Source organism: Streptomyces sp. NPDC025806, assembly GCF_055558275.1.
In genome coordinates this window covers 47,229-63,147 of record NZ_JBVHMU010000009.1, presented here as the reverse complement: position 1 = coordinate 63,147, position 15,919 = coordinate 47,229, and the positions used below count along the sequence as shown (strand labels likewise).

The following is a 15,919-nucleotide window of genomic DNA, read 5'->3' as shown; positions in this document are numbered from 1 at the left end:
CCGTGGAGCGGGTCATGGGCAACGGACACCAGAGGCCGGGGCCCCTCGTTGACGCCCGATGACAGGGCCTTCGCCGCCCACTCGTTTCCGGCGTGTAAGCATCCGATTTCCCTCGTGATCCGCATTTACAGCCCCTCGGGGGGTGCTCATAGTGGAGGGCGTGCCAGCCTTCCGAGTGCACGTCCAGGCCCAGGTGAGCGCGGCGACCGCAGCCCCGCTCACACCCGTCCTCGCGCCCCCGTCACGCCCTCCCGCGTCCGGCATCACGGTGGCGGAGGCACTCGGACTGCCCTGCCTGGCCGGGGCCCGGCTCGTGGCGGGCGACCGGGGAGCGGACCGCGTGATCCGGGTCGCGAACATCATGGAGGTGCCGGACATCGTGCGCTGGATGCGCGGCGGTGAACTGCTCCTGACGACGGCGTACGCGCTGCGCGACGACGAGGAGGCGCTGACGGCGCTCGTGCCGTCGCTGGCCGGGCGCGGGCTGGCGGGGCTCGGCGTGAAGATCGGCCCGTATCTGCCCCGGCTGCCGGACTCGATGCTGCGGGCGGCCGACGAACTGGGTTTCCCCGTCCTGGAGTTGCCGGGCGAGGTGATGTTCAACGATGTGCTCGCCGAGGTGATCGGCACGGTCCTGAACCGGCGGGCGCTGACCCTGGAGCGCACCCAGGAGGTGCACGAGCGGCTGGCGACGGCGGCGCTGCGCGACGGCTCGTACCAGGAACTGACTCGGGCGCTGGCCGAGTTGGCGGACTGTCCGGCGGCGGTGCTCGGCCCGGACGGGACCCTGCTTGCGGGCGCGGGCGAGCCGCCGCGGGACAGCGCGCCGGCGGCCGAGCGGGCGATCGGGGTACAGAGCGCGGGCGCCACGGCGGGGCGGGTCGCACTGTGGTGCGCGCAGCCGCCCACGGAAGGCCAGTTGGCGGCGCTGGAACACGCGGCGACGCTGGCGGCGATGGTCGCGGCGCAGGAGCGGGCGGTGGCCGACCGGGAGCGCCGCTACCGGGCGCTGCTGCTCACGGAGTTGGTCTCGGGGCGCCCGCAGGACCCCACGGAGACGGCCCGCCGCGCCACCGCGATGGGCTGGGAGCTGGATGTGCCGCGCGCCGCGGTGCTGGTGGAGCTGAGCGCGTCGGCGTCCGCGCCGCCGCCGGAGCGGCTGGCCGAGGAACGGCTGCTGCCCTTCGTGCGGGCCGTGGTCGGGCCGCGCGCCATCGGCTGGGGCGTGCCGTCGGGCCTGGCACTGCTGGTCGAGCCGGGCGGAGCGCTGCGGGACGTGTGCCGGGCGGTGTTCGACGCGGTGTCGACGGCGCTGCCGGCGGCCCGGGTGCGGGTCGGGGCGGGCGGCGTGCAGGCGGACTTCGCGGATCTGCACGTGAGTTACCGCGAGGCGCTGGCCGCGCTCACCCTGGGCCGCGAGCTGTACGGCGGCACGTTCGTGTGCGAGCACCGGGACCTCGGCGTGTACCGGCTGCTGGACCAGTTGCCGGCGCGCGAGCTGCGCCGTCTGGTCGAGGAGGCCCTGGGACCGCTGATCGCGTACGACTCCGCGCACGAGGGGAGCCTGGTGCACAGTCTGGGCGTGTACCTGGCCCGGGACCGCAACGGGGTGGAGGCGGCCGAGCGTCTCCACATCCACTACAACACGCTGCGCTACCGCCTCAAGCAGATCGAACGCCTGACGGGCGGTTTCGACCGGGATCCGATGACCCGGCTCCAGACCGAACTGGCGGTGCACGCCCACCGGTTGCTGGCCGCACGGGCCCGCACCTGAGCCGCCGCCGCCGACGGCGACCGGTTGACTCTCCCCCGACTCTCCCGACTCCCCGGCGACCACCACGCCTACGAGACAGATGGGTCAGAGTCGCCGGCGGGTGCGCGCGGGCGGACGCCCGATGGACGCGGCGGACGGCCGCCGGGGAGTGCGGGTTCAGCCGCCCCTCTTGGCCAGGCCGGCCTGGAGGTCCTCCTGGGACATGACGGGAATGATGTTCACCTTCGCGCCCATCTCCTGGAAGAACGGCTCACAGATGACGGGGATGTCGGACAGCTCCTTCAGGTCGAACACGAAGAAGCCGGTCCGCATGCCGTCCTTGGCCCCGAAGTACGCGGACTCGGGTGCGAGCCGCTCCAGCGCCGACTTCATGACCTCCGGGAGCGTGTTGTCCACGATCGCCTTGTTCGCCCGTTCGGTGTCCATCTGAACGGTCAGCATTACCCTCACGGTCTTTCCCTTCCCTCACCTTTTCGGCACCTGTGTGCCCTCCTTTCGATGGTGGCGCGATTCCCCGGAACGCGCGCCTCAGGAGCCTCTCGCCGGACGGCTGGGCAGGTGCCTCGGCGCGTCCCCTCCTATCGTGGAATCACAACCGCATGGACGCCCGTGCCGAGGTGGCAGCACATGAGGAACCCGCAGATCGACTACGCGGCGGTCTTTCACGCCCTGCCCGGCATGGTGGCGCTGCTGACCCCGGAGCTGCTGTACGCCGATGTCAACGAGGACTTCCTGCGGCTGGTCGGCCGGACCCGCGAGCAGTTGCTGGGCCGCTACATCTTCGACGTCTTCCCCGAGAACCCGAACGATCCGGCCGCGGCCGGAATGGGCGAGACCAAGGCGTCGATGCTGCGCGTGGCAGAGACCGGTGAGCGCGAGACCATGGCCCTGCTGCGTTACGACATCGAGGACGCGGAACGGCCCGGGCACTGGGTGGAGCACTACTGGAGTCCGGTCAACGCCGCCGTGCCGGGTCCGGACGGCGACGTGGCCCTCATCGTGCACCGGGTCGAGGAGATCACCGACCTCGTCCGCGCCCGTGGCGGCGACGGCGACGGCGACCGACGGGACCGGGCGCTGGAGGCCGAGCTCTACACCCGCTCGCGGGAACTGCAGGAGGTCAACGAGCGTCTGCGCCGGGCCCACGCGCGCGAACGCGAGGTCGCCCTGGCCCTCCAGTCGGCGATGCTGCCGGCGCCGACGCCGGTCGGGCACCACAGGGCGGCCGTCCGCTACCGGCCGGCCGTCGGCGCCCTGAACGTGTGCGGCGACTGGTACGACCTCGTCGACCTGGACGGGGACCGCATCGCGGTCGCCGTCGGCGACGTCGTCGGTCACGGCCTGGAAGCGGCCTGCGCGATGGGGCAGCTGCGCAGTGCGCTGAGCGCCGCCGCCCGGGTCGCCGACGGTCCGGCCCAGGCCCTGGAAGCCCTCGGACTGTACGCCCGTCATGTCCCCGGCGCGGAGTCGACGACGGTGGTGAAGGTCTACGTCGACTGGGAGTCCCACACCCTCACGTACAGCAGCGCGGGACACCCTCCACCGGCGCTGCTCCACCCCGACGGCTCGGTGGCCTTCCTCGACCGGGCGACCGATCCGCCCCTCGGCGCGCGCCCGGAACACATGCCGCGGCCACAGGAACGCACCGCCTTCACGGAGGGCGCCACCCTGGTCCTCTACTCGGACGGCCTGATCGAACGTCGTGACGAGGACATCGACGCGGGCCTTACCCGCCTCGCGCGCTCCCTCGTGCGGCACCGCCGGACCGGCCCGGAGGCGATGGCCGACGCCCTCCTGGCCGACCTTCTGCCGCCCACCGGCAACACCGACGACACGGCCCTGGTCATCATGCGTCTGTGAACCGCGCGAGCGCGGCTGCGTGCCGAGCCGACGGCCGCGCGAGAGCGGCTGCGCGCCGAGGGGACGGCCGCCCGACTTGACTCCACGGGCAGTTCTGCCAACGTGGAAGTGTCATGTCCCATGCATCCCCCGGCTGTCCCCCCGACGGCGCGACCGGGGCTCTGACACCGAGTGGCGAGGCGGTGCTCGCCTCCCGGTTCGCCACCCCCCGCCTGCCGGGGACGTTCGTCCGCAGGACCCGCCTGACCGAGCGCCTCACCCGCGCCCAGGCCGGTCCGGGCCGGTTGACCCTGGTCAGCGGGCCGGCCGGGGCGGGCAAGACCCTGCTGGTCGCCGACTGGGCGCGCACCTCGCCCCTGCCGGGCCCGGTGGTGTGGCTGACCGTCGAGTCGAGTGACAACGCCCCGGGAAACTTCTGGACCTACGTCCTCGCGGCCCTGAGCCACCACGGGCTCCTGCCGCCCGGCGGTCTCCCCGGGCCCGCGCGCCCCGAAGAGGCCGAGGACGCCGTCCTGTCCCGGCTCGCGGCGTATCTGAACAGCCGGACCGAGCCGGTGGTCCTGGTCCTGGACGAGTTCGAGCGGGTCACCTCGGCGGAGGTCGCCGACGGACTGGAATCCGTGCTGCGGCACGCGGGCGAGGGCCTGCGCCTGGTCCTCCTCGGCCGGACCGAGCCGCCGCTGCCCCTGCACCGCTACCGCGCCTCCGGCGAGATGACCGACCTCCGCGCCACCGACCTGGCGTTCCGGCCCGAGGAGACCGCCGAGCTCGCGCGCCGGCACGGCTTGCCCCTGTCGGACGACGGCGCGCGCACCCTGACCGGACGGACGCGGGGCTGGGCCGCGGGGCTCCGCCTCGGCATCCTCGACGCGCAGCGGGCCGAGGACCCGCGCAGCGCGCTGGACGCGCCCGAGACGTGGCAGGGGACGGTCGCGGACTTCCTGCTGTCCGAGGTCCTGGACGCCCAGTCCCCCGCGGGCCGGGACCTCCTGCTGCGGGCCTGCGTCTGCGAGCGGATCAGCCCCGGCCTGGCGAACGCCCTCACCGGACGGGACGACGCCGCTGCCGTGCTGGCGGAGCTGCGGCGCGCGCACGCGTTCGTCGAGCCGCTCGGCCACTCCTGGTACCGGCTGCACCCCCTGTTCGCCGAGGTGCTCCGTGCGCACCTCGCCCTCAGGCACCCCGGATCGGAGCGCGCGCCGCACCGCACCGCCGCGCGCTGGCTGAGCGACGCCGGACTGCTCGCGGAGGCGCTGCCGCACGCCGCCGCGGCCGGGGACTGGGGGTTCGCGGCGGACCGGGTCGTCGACGACCTGGCGATCGGCCGGCTGCTCACGGGCCCCGACGCGGAACGGCTCGACTCGCTGTTCGCCGCCATGCCGCCGGACACCCCGGGCCCCGCCGCCGACCTGGTCCGCGCCGCCCGCGCGCTGTCCCGGCGCGACGTCCACCGGGCGCTCGCCGACCTGGAGCGTGCCGAGAAGCGGCTACCCCCGGTCGGCGCGCAGGACGCGTCGGCCGCCCACCTGAGCTGTGCGACGCTGCGGGTCCTGGCGGGCGCGCTGCGCGACTCCCCGGACACGGCGGAGACCGCCGAACGGCATGCGGAGGAACTCGCGGGACGGGAGGTCCTCGCGGACCGCCTGGCGTCGCATCCCGAGCTGCGGGTGCTGAGGCTGACGGCGCTGGGGGCGGTCCAATTGTGGGCCGGCCGCCTCGCCTCGGCCCGGGTGGCGCTGACGAACGCGGTGCAGGCGTCCGAAGGCCCCTCGACGGCCCTCCTGCGACACGACTGTCTGGACCGGCTCGCCCTGGTGGACTTCCTGGACGGATGGCCGGGCCGGGCCGAGGCGCACGCACGGCGGGCCCTGGCCGAGGAGGAAGGGTCCGGGCCGCCGCCGGCGGCGCGCACCGCCCTGGGCCCCCTGGTCCTCGCGGCCGTGGACATCGAACGCGACGAGCTCGACTCCGCCCGCACACGGGTGCGCCGCGCGGCCCCGCGCACCGCCTCCTCCCAGGACGCGATCGCGGCCTCCTGGCTGGCCGTGACGCGCTCCCGCCTGCTGTTCGCCGGCGGCGACCCGGCCGAGGCCCTGCACGCCCTCGCCGACGCGCAGGAGACGCCGGCCGACGTGCCGCCCTCGGCGTGGGTGGGCACCCAGGTCGCCCTGGCCGCGGCAGCCGCTCACGTGGCCCGGGGGCATCCGCGGAAGGCGGTCGACACCCTGGACCGGTGCCACGGGACAGGACCCGAGCACACGATCGCCGCGGCCCGCGCCCGGCTGGCGGCGGGCGACGACGAGGCGGCACGCGCCCTGGTCGACACGCTGCCCGGCCCCGACGGTCACGGGCCCGCCCTCACGGTCCGGGCCCTGCTGGTGCGGGCCGAGGTGGCCCGCGCCCGGGGTGACGGTGTCACGGCCGGGCATCTGGTCGCCCGCGCCTTGGTGGTCGCCCGGCCCGAGCGCCTGAGACGCCCCTTCCTGGAGGCGGGACCCTGGCTGCGACCCCTGCTCGACCGGCTGCCCGCCCTGGCCCGGACGCACGCCTGGCTTCCGGCCTGCCTGATGTCCCGGGCGCAGCCGCCGGAAGCCGAGGTGTCCGGCCCCGCCCCCGTCATCGAGCCGCTCAGCGACCGCGAACGGGAGGTGCTGGAACGGCTCGCACAGATGATGTCGACCGAGGAGATCGCCGCCGAGCTCTTCCTGTCCGTCAACACGGTCAAGACCCACTTGCGGAACATCTACCGCAAGCTCGCGGCGGCCCGGCGCGGTGAGGCCGTGCGCCGGGCCCGGGAACTGCATCTGCTCTGAAGCGTCCGCTGTGACACGGCGCCCCTCTAGGGTTCCCGCTGCACCACGCACAGGGCCCAGATGACGAAGGCGTACAGCGCGATCAGGGTCAGCGACCAGAACGGGTAGTACGGGATCGACAGGAAGTTGGCGATGATGAGCAGCCCCGCGATGCCCACGCCGACGATCCGGGCCCACGTGGCGCGGGCGAAGATGCCCAGGCTCACGAGGACGGCGATCGCGCCGAGGACGAGCTGGATCCAGCCCCAGCCGGTCAGGTCGAACTGGAAGATGTAGTTGGGGGTCGAGACGTAGACGTCGTCCTCGGCGATCGCCATGATCCCCCGGAGCAGGTCGAGGACACCGGCGATCATCAGCAGAACGCCGGCGAACGTGGTCAGTCCGCTCGCCGCCGTCCGGGCCGTGTCCGAGTGGTGGTGGGTCGTCGTAGCCATGGCTCTTCCTCACTCTGCCGCGCGCTGTCGCTGACGGCTCGGTCACTTCGAGCCTGGGCCCCGGGCGGCCGGGAGCGCTCACCCGTGGCGGGTGAGGTTCACCGGCGGGCGCGCTGCTGTCCTGGGAGCCCGAGGGCTGGAGGCCGGGTGAGCGGTGACGCGTGGATCGGTGTGGCGGCGGCCGGCGTCACGGCCGCGTACGTGCTGGTCTCGCGACGCCTGGCCGTGACGCCCGTGTCGTCGGCGATGGTGTTCACCGGGTGCGGGGTGCTCCTGGGACCGGCCGTGCTCGACGTCATCGACCTGGACCACGACGCCGGGGCGATCCTCACCCTTCTCGAGGCGGCGCTCGCGCTGATCCTGTTCACGGACGCCATGACCGTGCGCCCGCGGGATCTGCGGTCCGGAGGATTCCTGCCGGGCCGGCTGCTCGGCATCGGGCTGCCCCTGACCATCGGCGCAGGCTGGCTGCTGGCCTGGCCTCTGCTGCCCGGACTGTCCGTCTGGGAGCTCGCTCTGGTCGGGGCCGTCCTGGCGCCGACGGACGCGGCCCTCGGCAAGACCGCCATGACGAGTCCGCGGGTCCCGGCGCGGGTCCGTCAGGGGCTCAACGTGGAGAGCGGCCTCAACGACGGCATGGTGCTGCCCTTCTTCGTCCTGTTCCTGGCCGGCATCCCCGGGACGTCGGCGGCCGACGCGGGAGCGGCCGGTGTCTTCTGGCGGGCGCTCGTCCTGAGCACGGTGCTGGGCGCCGTGGCCGGCGCGGGCGGAGGACTGCTCCTGGGGGCGGCCCGGGCGCGGGGCTGGGTGTCGCGGGAGTGGGGTCCGCTGTTCGTCCCGGCCGTCGCGGCGGCGGCGTACGGACTGGGGGTCGTGGTGGACGGCAGCGGATTCATCTCCGCCTGGATCGCCGGTTTCGCCTTCGGTCTCGCCCTGCGGCGCTCGCGGCCCGCCGCGGCGGACGCCGCCGGACCGCAGGCCGAGCCCGACGACACCGCGCCCTTCGCCGAGCAGCTCGGCGGGCTCCTGGCCTCCCTGAGCCTGCTCGTCTTCGGCGCGGTGCTCCTCGGGCCGGTGCTCGACGACCTGAGCTGGCGGGTGGTCGGCTACGCGGTGCTCAGCCTGACCGTGGTCCGCATGCTGCCGGTGGCCCTCGCGCTCGCGGGCAGCGGGCTCCGGCTGCCGACGGTGGCGTACATCGGATGGTTCGGGCCGCGCGGTCTGGCGTCCGTGGTGCTGGGGCTGCTGGTCCTGGAGGAGCGTGTCCCCGGGGTGCGGCTGCTGGCCGAGGTCGTCGCGGCCACCGTCGCGCTGAGCGTCCTGCTCCACGGAGTGTCGGCGGTCGGTCTCGCCGACCGGTACGGCGACTGGATCGACAGGGCGACGGCCCGCGGCGGCACGCTCACCCGTGAGGGGTGAGGCGCGCCGGATCGGCCGCGGTGATGGTGGAGGGGCAGCCGGTGGGACATCGCAGCGACGAGGAGAACCGACGTGGCCGAGCACTTCACGGCGGACACCGCCCCGGACACCGGCGCCGCACGGCCGGACGCGCCCGTCGGGCCCGTTCTCGACACCCTGACGCGGATGACACTGGGCGCGTTCGAACAGTCCGGGCTCGATCCCGAGACCTACCTGCTGACCCGCATCGCGGCGCTGGTGGCCACGGGCGCCTCCCCCGCCTCGTACCTGCTCAACATCGGCGCCGCCGAGGACATCGGTGTGCCGCCGGAGCGGATCCAGGGCACCCTCGTGGCCATCGCCCCCGTGGTGGGCAGCGCCCGCGTGGTGACCGCGGCGCGCGGCATCGGGGACGCCTTCGGACTGCAACTGCTGCCCCTGCCGGACGGCGGGGACGAGGACGAAGGAGCTACGACATGATTCTGGCCTACGACTACCCGGTCCTCGGAGCGTTCTGGACGGTCATGTGGATCTTCCTGTGGATCCTGTGGATCGTTCTGCTCTTCCGGGTCATCGGCGACATCTTCCGGGACGACGAGCTCAGCGGGATCGCCAAGACCGCGTGGCTCGTCTTCGTGGTCGTGGTCCCCTTCCTCGGCGTGTTCGTCTACACGCTCGCCCGGGGCCGGGGCATGGGCAAGCGCGAGATGGAGCACGCCCGGGCGCGGCAGGAGGCGGTCGACGACTACATCCGGGCGACCGCGGGCAGCGGGGCGGGCCCCGACAGCACGGTGGACCAGCTCGCCAAGCTCTCGGACATCCGCGCCAAGGGCGACATCGACGACGCCGAGTTCGAGCGGGCCAAGGAGAAGATCCTCCAGTGAGCACGCGACGCGTCAACGACGCGCCCGCACCGCCTGCTTGAGTCACCGCGGGAACGAGCGAGGGCCGGTTTCGGATTGCTCCGAAACCGGCCCTCATCAGCGACTCTTTCGAGTCGGGACGACAGGATTTGAACCTGCGACCCCTTGACCCCCAGTCAAGTGCGCTACCAAGCTGCGCCACGTCCCGATGTCCACTGCCTTCCGGGTGAGCCCTTCCGGCGGCGACAGAGAGAACAATACCCCAAGCTCACGGGTGGTTTGAAACCGGTTCGGCGTCTTCCGGACGGGGTCGGCGAGAATCAGCGTATGAGCACTTCGCGCGGCGCCGGCCGGGACCGGGACGAGACGGGCAGGGCGCGCAACGCCCGGCCGCGGGACGGTCTGGGCCGCCCGCTTCCGTACGGCAGCACGGGCGTGGCCCGGCAGCCGGAGGGCGTCGTGCGGACCCCGGAGGAGACGGTCGCCGAGGCGCAGGCGCTGCTCGACGCGGGGCGCCCGTTCCACGCGCACGAGGTGTTCGAGGACGCGTGGAAGTCCGGCCCCGCGGAGCAGGAGGCCCTGTGGCGCGCGCTCGCCCAGCTGGCGGTGGGTCTGACCCACGCGGCGCGGGGCAACGCGAAGGGAGGCGCCCGTCTGCTCCGCCGGGGCGCGACCTCCCTGGAGTCCTGGCCCGGGACGCCCCCGGCCCGCCTGAACCCCCCGGCCCTCGTCGAGTGGGCCCACGCCTTGGCAGCCCGGGTGGACGCCGGCGCTCCGGTGAACCCGGCCGAAGAGTCCCCGAGTCTCACCAGCGCCCCGTAGGGGCACGGGGAACCGCGCGAGCGACGACGACGAGCGCGCACCCGCGAAGAACGCACCACCCACAACGGCTCCGAGGCGCCCCCCGTTCCCGCGTGCGCACAGCCCGCATACGGTTGACGATGCGAACGTGACCACAGACACCGCCGCACCCCCCGCCGAAGCGGCGCAGCCTCCCGTCCTGGACAGGCGCCGCCGCAACGTCGTCTTCGTCACGATCATGCTCGGCATGCTGCTGGCGGCCCTGGACCAGACGATCGTCGGTACGGCGCTGCCGACAATCGTCTCGGACCTGGGCGGCGCCGCGCACATGTCGTGGGTCGTGACCTCCTACCTGCTGGCCGAGACCGTGGCCACGGTCCTGGTCGGCAAGTTCGGCGACCTGTTCGGCCGCAAAATCGTCTTCCAGGTCTCGGCGATCGTCTTCATCACGGGCTCGTTCCTGTGCGGCCTCGCCACGAACATGCCGCTGCTGATCTCCTGGCGGGCGATGCAGGGCATCGGCGCGGGCGGCCTGATGGTCACCTCGATGGCGCTGATCGCCGACGTGATCCCGCTGCGCGAGCGCGGCAAGTACCAGGGCGCGATCGGCGCCGTGTTCGGCGTCTCCACGGTCATCGGCCCGCTCCTGGGCGGCCTGTTCACCGACCATCTGACGTGGCGCTGGGCGTTCTACGTGAACGTGCCGATCGCGATCGTCGTCGTCATCGCCGCCGCGCGCACGATCCCGGTGGTGAAGTCGGCGGTCCGGCCCGTCATCGACTACCTGGGCATCGCCCTGGTGGCGGTGGGCGCGAGCGCGCTGATCCTGGCGACGAGCTGGGGCGGCAACGAGTACGCGTGGGGTTCCGGCGTCATCATCGGCCTGTTCGTGGGCGGCATCGTGGCGCTCGGCCTGTTCTGCGTGGTGGAGACGCGGGCGGCGGAACCGATGCTGCCCATGCGGCTGTTCCGCAACCCGGTGTTCACGGTGTGCTCGGTGCTGAGCTTCATCGTGGGCTTCGCGATGCTGGGCGCGATGACGTTCCTGCCGACGTATCTCCAGTACGTGGACGGGGACTCGGCCACGATCTCGGGCGTGCGGACGCTGCCGATGGTGATCGGCCTGCTGGCCGCGTCCATCTTCTCGGGCAACGTGGTCAGCAAGACGGGCCAGTACCGCCTGTTCCCGATCGTCGGCTCGCTCGTGATGGCGCTCGGCCTGTATCTGCTCTCATTGATGGATCCGTCGACCAGCACGTGGCTGTCGTCGCTGTACATGCTGGTGCTCGGTCTCGGGATCGGCCTGTGCATGCAGGTCCTGACGATCGCCGTGCAGAACACCGTGGACTACGCGGACCTGGGCACGGCGACCTCCGGCGTCACCTTCTTCCGTACGCTCGGCAGCTCGTTCGGCACCGCCGTGTTCGGCACCATCTACGCCAACTCCCTCAAACCGAACCTCACCGAAGGCGTCGCGGAGGCGGCCCGCGCGGGGACCGGGATCGATCCGGCGACGCTGGCCAGGGCGGCGCAGAGCCCGGAGGGGCTGCACCGGTTGCCTGCGGCGGCGCAGGGGCCGATCGTCGACGCGTACGCGGACTCGCTGCACACGGTGTTCCTGTGGACGGTGCCGGTCGCGCTGCTCGGCTTCGTGGTGGCGCTGTTCCTGAAGCAGGTGGCGCTGCGCGACAGTGCGCGGATGGGGTCCTCTGACATGGGCGAGGGTTTCGCGCAGCCGACGACGAGCGATTCCGAGCGCGTCCTGGAGCGGGCGGTGAGCTCCATCGTGAAGTCGGCGGACCTGGACACCGCGCGCCGGATCCTCGACTCCTCGGACTCGCGGCTCGACATGGCGGGCGCCTGGGCCGTGATGCAGGTGGAGTTCTTCACCCGGATGGTCGGTCACGCGAGCCTCGGCATGATCGCGGCCCGGCGGCGGCTGCCGCCCGAGGTTCTCGTGCCGGTGTTCCAGCGGATGGTCGACGAGGGCTATCTGACCCGGACCGGGTCGTACTTCTCGCACACGGCGGCGGGGCGGCGCGAGGCCGGGGTGTTCAACCGGGCGTGGGGCGACTGGCTCAGCGCGCGGGTCGAGGAGGACCTGGGCCGGCCCCCCGGCGAGGACCTGCGGTCCGCGGTGGACACGATCGCGAAGCGGCTGCTCGTGGAGGACCTGGCGCAGGGGCTGCCGCAGCGGCCGGGCTCGGCCCGCATCCTCAGCCCCTCCTAGGGGCCGACCCGTTCAGCGCAGCAGGAGTTGCAGGCCGCCGAGGACGGTCGCCGCGAGGACGAGCTGTTCGAAGAGGCGCTGGTTGATGCGGTGCACCGCCCACTTGCCGATGAGGGCGCCGGGCACGACGAACGCGGCGAGGGTGGCGTCGAGCAGCAGCGACTTCCCGTCGATCAGGCCGAGGCCGACGCTGAACGGCACCTTCGCGGAGTTCACGATGAGGAAGAACCACGCGGAGGTGCCCAGGAAGCCCAGCTTCCGGAAGCCCGCGGAGAGCAGGTAGAGGGAGAGCACGGGCCCGCCCGCGTTGGCCACCATCGTGGTGAAGCCGCCGAGGACCCCGTACGAGCCGGCCTTGACCCGTGCGGCGCGGGTCGCCGTCTCCTCCGGTGCGGGCCGCCCGGCGGCGCGCCGGCGCCACACCGTGACGGCGGCCATCAGGAGCAGGATCGCGCCGATGCTGGTGCGCACGGCCCCGTCCCCCGCGAAGCCGAGGAAGACGGTGCCGACGACCACGCCGACGGCGACGGCGGGGAACAGCCGCCACAGGGTGGGCCAGTGGGCGTGCCGCCGGTAGGTGAGCACGGCGAGGACGTCGCCGCAGATGAGGAGGGGCAGCAGCACGCCCGTGGACTCACGGGCGGGCAGGACGGCGGCGAAGATGGCGAGGCTGACCGTGTTGGCGCCGCTGACGGCGGTCTTGGAGAAGCCGACGAGGACGGCCGCGACGGCCAGTGCGGCGAAGCCCCAGGGCGTGATCCCGAATATCTCGTGCATGCGGAGACCGATGCTAATCGCATCGGCCGTCCGCACCGGGCCCGGGCGTCACACGGAGCGGTACGCGTCGCGCAGTTCGCGCTTGAGGACCTTCATGCTGGGGCCGAGCGGCAGTTCGCCGGTGATCTCGACGCGACGCGGGTACTTGTGCTTGGCCAGGTGCTCCTTGGACCAGGCGATGACGGCGTCCGGGTCGGCGCTCGCGCCTTCCTCGGGCACGACGACGGCGCAGATCTCCTCGCCGTGCACGGGGTCGGGCAGGCCGATGACGGCGACGTGGGCGACGGCCGGGTGCCGCATCAGGACCTCCTCGACCTCGCGCGGGTATACGTTGAAGCCGCCGCGGATGATGACGTCCTTCTTGCGGTCGACGATGGAGACGTAGCCGTCGGCGTCCTTGGTGCCGAGGTCTCCGGTGCGGAACCAGCCGTCGACGAGGGCCTGCGCGGTCGCCTCGGGGCGGCCCAGGTACTCGGTGAAGACGTTGTGGCCGCGCACGACGATCTCGCCGAGCTCGCCGGTGGGCAGCAGTTCGACGCGGTCGTCGATCTCGGCGCGGGCGATCTCGACGTCGACGCCCCAGATCGGGTGGCCGACGGTGCCCGCCTTGATGCCGTACCAGGGCTGGTTGACGGCGGCGACGGGTGAGGTCTCGCTGAGTCCGTAGCCCTCGTGGATGCGGGCGCCGAACGTGGACTCGAAGGCTTCCAGGACCGCGAGCGGCAGGGAGGCGCCGCCGGAGACGGCCACGCGGAGCCGGGGCAGTTCGGCGGCCTCCCGGGCGGCGGCGAGCAGGTGGACGTACATCGTGGGCACGCCGTGGAAGACGGTGACGCCCTCACGGACCATCAGGTCGATGGCGCGGGCGGCGTCGAAGCGGGGCAGCAGGACGAGCGTCTTGCCCGCGCGCCACACGGCGTTGAGGGAGGCGGTCTGACCGAAGGCGTGGAAGAAGGGCAGGGCGCCGAGGACGATGTCGTCGGGGCAGAACTCGTGGGCGTCGAAGGCGTCCACGGTGGCGTTCATGACGAGGTTGAGATGGCTGAGGACGGCGCCCTTGGGGACGCCGGTGGTGCCGCTCGTGTAGAAGATGACGGCCGCGTCCTCGGGGCCGCGGGCCGCGTACACGTCGAGCGGGGCGGCCTCGGCGGCGGCCAGGTCGAGTTCGCCGTCCTCGCCGAGAGTGGCGACGCGGGCTCCGACGGCCTCGGCGGCGGCGCGGCCGACGGCGGCCTGTCCGGGGTGGCACAGGAGCAGGTCGACGCCGCTGTCGCGGAGCACGTGCGCGGCCTCGTCGGCGGACAGCAGCAGGTGGACGGGGACGACGACTCCGCCGGCCGCGAGGATCGCGTAGTAGGCGCGCGGGAAGTCCACGGTGTTCGGCGCCATCAGGGCCACCCGGTCGCCGGGCCGGACGCCGTACGTGCCGACGAGCGCTCCGGCGCGGGCCCGGACCTGGTCCCACAACTCGCCGAAGGTGAAGCGCTGGTCGCCCTGGACGAGGGCCGTCTTGTCGGGCCTGCGGCGGGCGTTGTCGGCGAGGATCGCGGCGAGCGAGAGAGTGGCCATGAGGGGGTGGTGCTCCGTTCCTTGCTGGTGGTGCGATTCCTTGCTGGTGGTGCGTTCTCTGCCGGTGGTGCGACCGGCCGCGGGGCGTGCCCGCGGCCGACGTCCTGACGTGGTACGGGAGTTCAGGCGCGCTCGACGAGCACGGCGCTGCCCTGGCCGACGCCGACGCACATGGTGGCGAGGCCGCGTCCGGCGCCGGTGCGGCGCAGACGGTGCAGCAGGGTGGTGAGGATGCGGGCGCCGGAGCAGCCGAGCGGGTGGCCCAGGGCGATGGCGCCGCCGGTCGGGTTGACGAGCTCGGGGTCGATGCCGAGGGCGTCGACGCAGGCGAGGGCCTGGGCGGCGAACGCCTCGTTGAACTCGGCCTCCTGGACGTCGCCGATCCCCCAGCCGACGCGGGCGAGCGCCTTCTGGGTGGCGGGGACGGGGCCGATGCCCATGATGTCGGGGTGGACGCCTGCGGAGGCTCCGGCGACATAGCGGCCGAGGGATTCGAGGCCGAGGTCGTTCAGGGCCTCCTCGCTGACGAGGAGGAGTCCGGCGGCGCCGTCGTTCATCGGGGAGGCGTTGCCCGCGGTGACCGAACCGCCCTTGCGGAACACGGGCTTGAGGCCGCCGAGCTTGTCCAGGGAGGTGTCGGGCCGGATGCACTCGTCGGCGTCGACGACGACCCCGTCGGGCCGGGTGACGGGCAGGATCTCGGCGTCGAAGAGTCCGTCCTTGCGGGCGGCGGCGGCCCGCTGGTGGCTGCGCAGGGCGAACGCGTCCTGGGCCTCGCGGGAGACCCCGTACCGTTCGGCGACCTCCTCGGCGGTCTCCCCCATCGCGAGGACGCCGTGCAGGTCCTTCATCTTCGGGTTGACCAGGCGCCAGCCGAGGCGGGTGTCGTAGGTCTGCATGCTGTGGGGCAGCGCGTCGTCGGGGCGGGGCAGGACGAAGGGGGCGCGGCTCATGGACTCGGAGCCGCCCGCGAGCACGATGTCGGCCTCGCCGGCGGCGATGGTGCGGGCGGCGGTGGTGACGGCCTCCAGGCCGGAGGCGCACAGCCGGTTCACGGTGGCGCCGGGCACGGTCTCGGGCAGGCCCGCGAGCAGCGCGGCCATGCGCGCGATGTTGCGGTTGTCCTCGCCGGCCTGGTTCGCGGCGCCCCAGTAGACGTCGTCGATCCGGGCGGGGTCGAGGGCGGGCGCGTCGTCGATCAGGCCCCGGATCACGGTCGCGGCGAGGTCGTCGGGCCGGACGGTGGAGAGGGACCCGCGCAGCTTCCCGATCGGGGTGCGGCGCGCGGCGGCGAAGTGGACAGGACGCACGGTGAGCTCCTGAGGTGACGCGGACGGTACCAAAAATTAGCACTGCTAGTTTTGGACTATAGCCCCGGCTCCCGGCCCCTGGGAAGAGCC

General features: G+C 73.2%; 13 protein-coding genes and 1 tRNA gene. 8 read left to right on the top strand and 6 right to left on the bottom strand.

Features of this window, described 5'->3' with window-relative positions; translation table 11 throughout:
* Window positions 1-160: 160 nt before the first annotated feature.
* Window positions 161-1,774: a PucR family transcriptional regulator gene (locus ACZ4E1_RS21530; protein ID WP_467541445.1), complete on the top strand. Its 1,614-nt coding sequence runs from the start codon at window positions 161-163 to the stop codon at window positions 1,772-1,774.
* A gap of 156 nt (window positions 1,775-1,930) precedes the next feature.
* On the opposite strand, the gene ACZ4E1_RS21525 is transcribed toward ACZ4E1_RS21530, so the two are convergent.
* Complete coding sequence (locus tag ACZ4E1_RS21525) at window positions 1,931-2,215, bottom strand: hypothetical protein (protein ID WP_467541443.1); 285 nt, start codon at window positions 2,213-2,215, stop codon at window positions 1,931-1,933.
* A 186-nt stretch (window positions 2,216-2,401) separates the two neighbouring features.
* Between ACZ4E1_RS21525 and ACZ4E1_RS21520 the strand changes: the two genes are divergently transcribed.
* A complete protein-coding gene (locus ACZ4E1_RS21520) occupies window positions 2,402-3,634 on the top strand; it encodes a PP2C family protein-serine/threonine phosphatase (protein ID WP_467541441.1) in 1,233 nt (410 codons plus the stop codon).
* Between the two features lie 113 nt (window positions 3,635-3,747).
* A complete protein-coding gene (locus ACZ4E1_RS21515; protein ID WP_467541439.1) occupies window positions 3,748-6,447 on the top strand; it encodes a winged helix-turn-helix domain-containing protein in 2,700 nt (899 codons plus the stop codon).
* Window positions 6,448-6,473: 26 nt separating this feature from the next.
* Here the strand turns inward: ACZ4E1_RS21515 and ACZ4E1_RS21510 are convergent, their stop codons facing one another.
* A complete protein-coding gene (locus ACZ4E1_RS21510; protein ID WP_467541437.1) occupies window positions 6,474-6,881 on the bottom strand; it encodes a DUF7144 family membrane protein in 408 nt (135 codons plus the stop codon).
* A 147-nt stretch (window positions 6,882-7,028) separates the two neighbouring features.
* On the opposite strand from ACZ4E1_RS21510, the gene ACZ4E1_RS21505 reads away from it, so the two are divergent.
* The 3 genes from ACZ4E1_RS21505 (at window position 7,029) to ACZ4E1_RS21495 (ending at window position 9,163) form a co-directional block, all read left to right on the top strand.
* Entirely contained in the window at window positions 7,029-8,300 is a 1,272-nt protein-coding gene (locus tag ACZ4E1_RS21505) for a cation:proton antiporter domain-containing protein (protein WP_467541435.1), read from the top strand.
* A gap of 72 nt (window positions 8,301-8,372) precedes the next feature.
* Complete coding sequence (locus tag ACZ4E1_RS21500; protein ID WP_467541433.1) at window positions 8,373-8,759, top strand: carboxymuconolactone decarboxylase family protein; 387 nt, start codon at window positions 8,373-8,375, stop codon at window positions 8,757-8,759.
* The gene (locus ACZ4E1_RS21495) at window positions 8,756-9,163 is read left to right on the top strand and encodes an SHOCT domain-containing protein (RefSeq protein WP_467541431.1); all 408 of its coding nucleotides are present in this window, start codon (window positions 8,756-8,758) and stop codon (window positions 9,161-9,163) included. Before ACZ4E1_RS21500 ends, ACZ4E1_RS21495 begins: the two co-directional genes overlap by 4 nt.
* Before the next feature lie 113 nt (window positions 9,164-9,276).
* Here ACZ4E1_RS21495 and ACZ4E1_RS21490 read toward each other — a convergent pair.
* Window positions 9,277-9,350: transfer RNA gene (locus tag ACZ4E1_RS21490), tRNA-Pro, on the bottom strand.
* A gap of 119 nt (window positions 9,351-9,469) precedes the next feature.
* Here ACZ4E1_RS21490 and ACZ4E1_RS21485 point away from each other — a divergent pair.
* Window positions 9,470-9,964: a DUF309 domain-containing protein gene (locus tag ACZ4E1_RS21485; RefSeq protein ID WP_467541429.1), complete on the top strand. Its 495-nt coding sequence runs from the start codon at window positions 9,470-9,472 to the stop codon at window positions 9,962-9,964.
* A gap of 127 nt (window positions 9,965-10,091) precedes the next feature.
* Window positions 10,092-12,173, top strand: a complete 2,082-nt coding sequence (locus tag ACZ4E1_RS21480; RefSeq protein WP_467541427.1) for an MDR family MFS transporter — start codon at window positions 10,092-10,094, stop codon at window positions 12,171-12,173.
* Between the two features lie 12 nt (window positions 12,174-12,185).
* Here ACZ4E1_RS21480 and ACZ4E1_RS21475 read toward each other — a convergent pair whose 3' ends face one another.
* The 3 genes from ACZ4E1_RS21475 to ACZ4E1_RS21465 all read right to left on the bottom strand — a co-directional run bounded on the left by ACZ4E1_RS21475 (window position 12,186) and on the right by ACZ4E1_RS21465 (window position 15,829).
* Window positions 12,186-12,950, bottom strand: a complete 765-nt coding sequence (locus ACZ4E1_RS21475; RefSeq protein ID WP_467541426.1) for a sulfite exporter TauE/SafE family protein — start codon at window positions 12,948-12,950, stop codon at window positions 12,186-12,188.
* Between the two features lie 48 nt (window positions 12,951-12,998).
* Window positions 12,999-14,519 (bottom strand): long-chain-fatty-acid--CoA ligase, encoded by a 1,521-nt coding sequence (locus ACZ4E1_RS21470; RefSeq protein ID WP_467541424.1) that lies wholly within the window; start codon window positions 14,517-14,519, stop codon window positions 12,999-13,001.
* 122 nt (window positions 14,520-14,641) lie between these two features.
* Window positions 14,642-15,829, bottom strand: a complete 1,188-nt coding sequence (locus ACZ4E1_RS21465; protein WP_467541422.1) for a thiolase family protein — start codon at window positions 15,827-15,829, stop codon at window positions 14,642-14,644.
* Window positions 15,830-15,919: the final 90 nt, after the last annotated feature.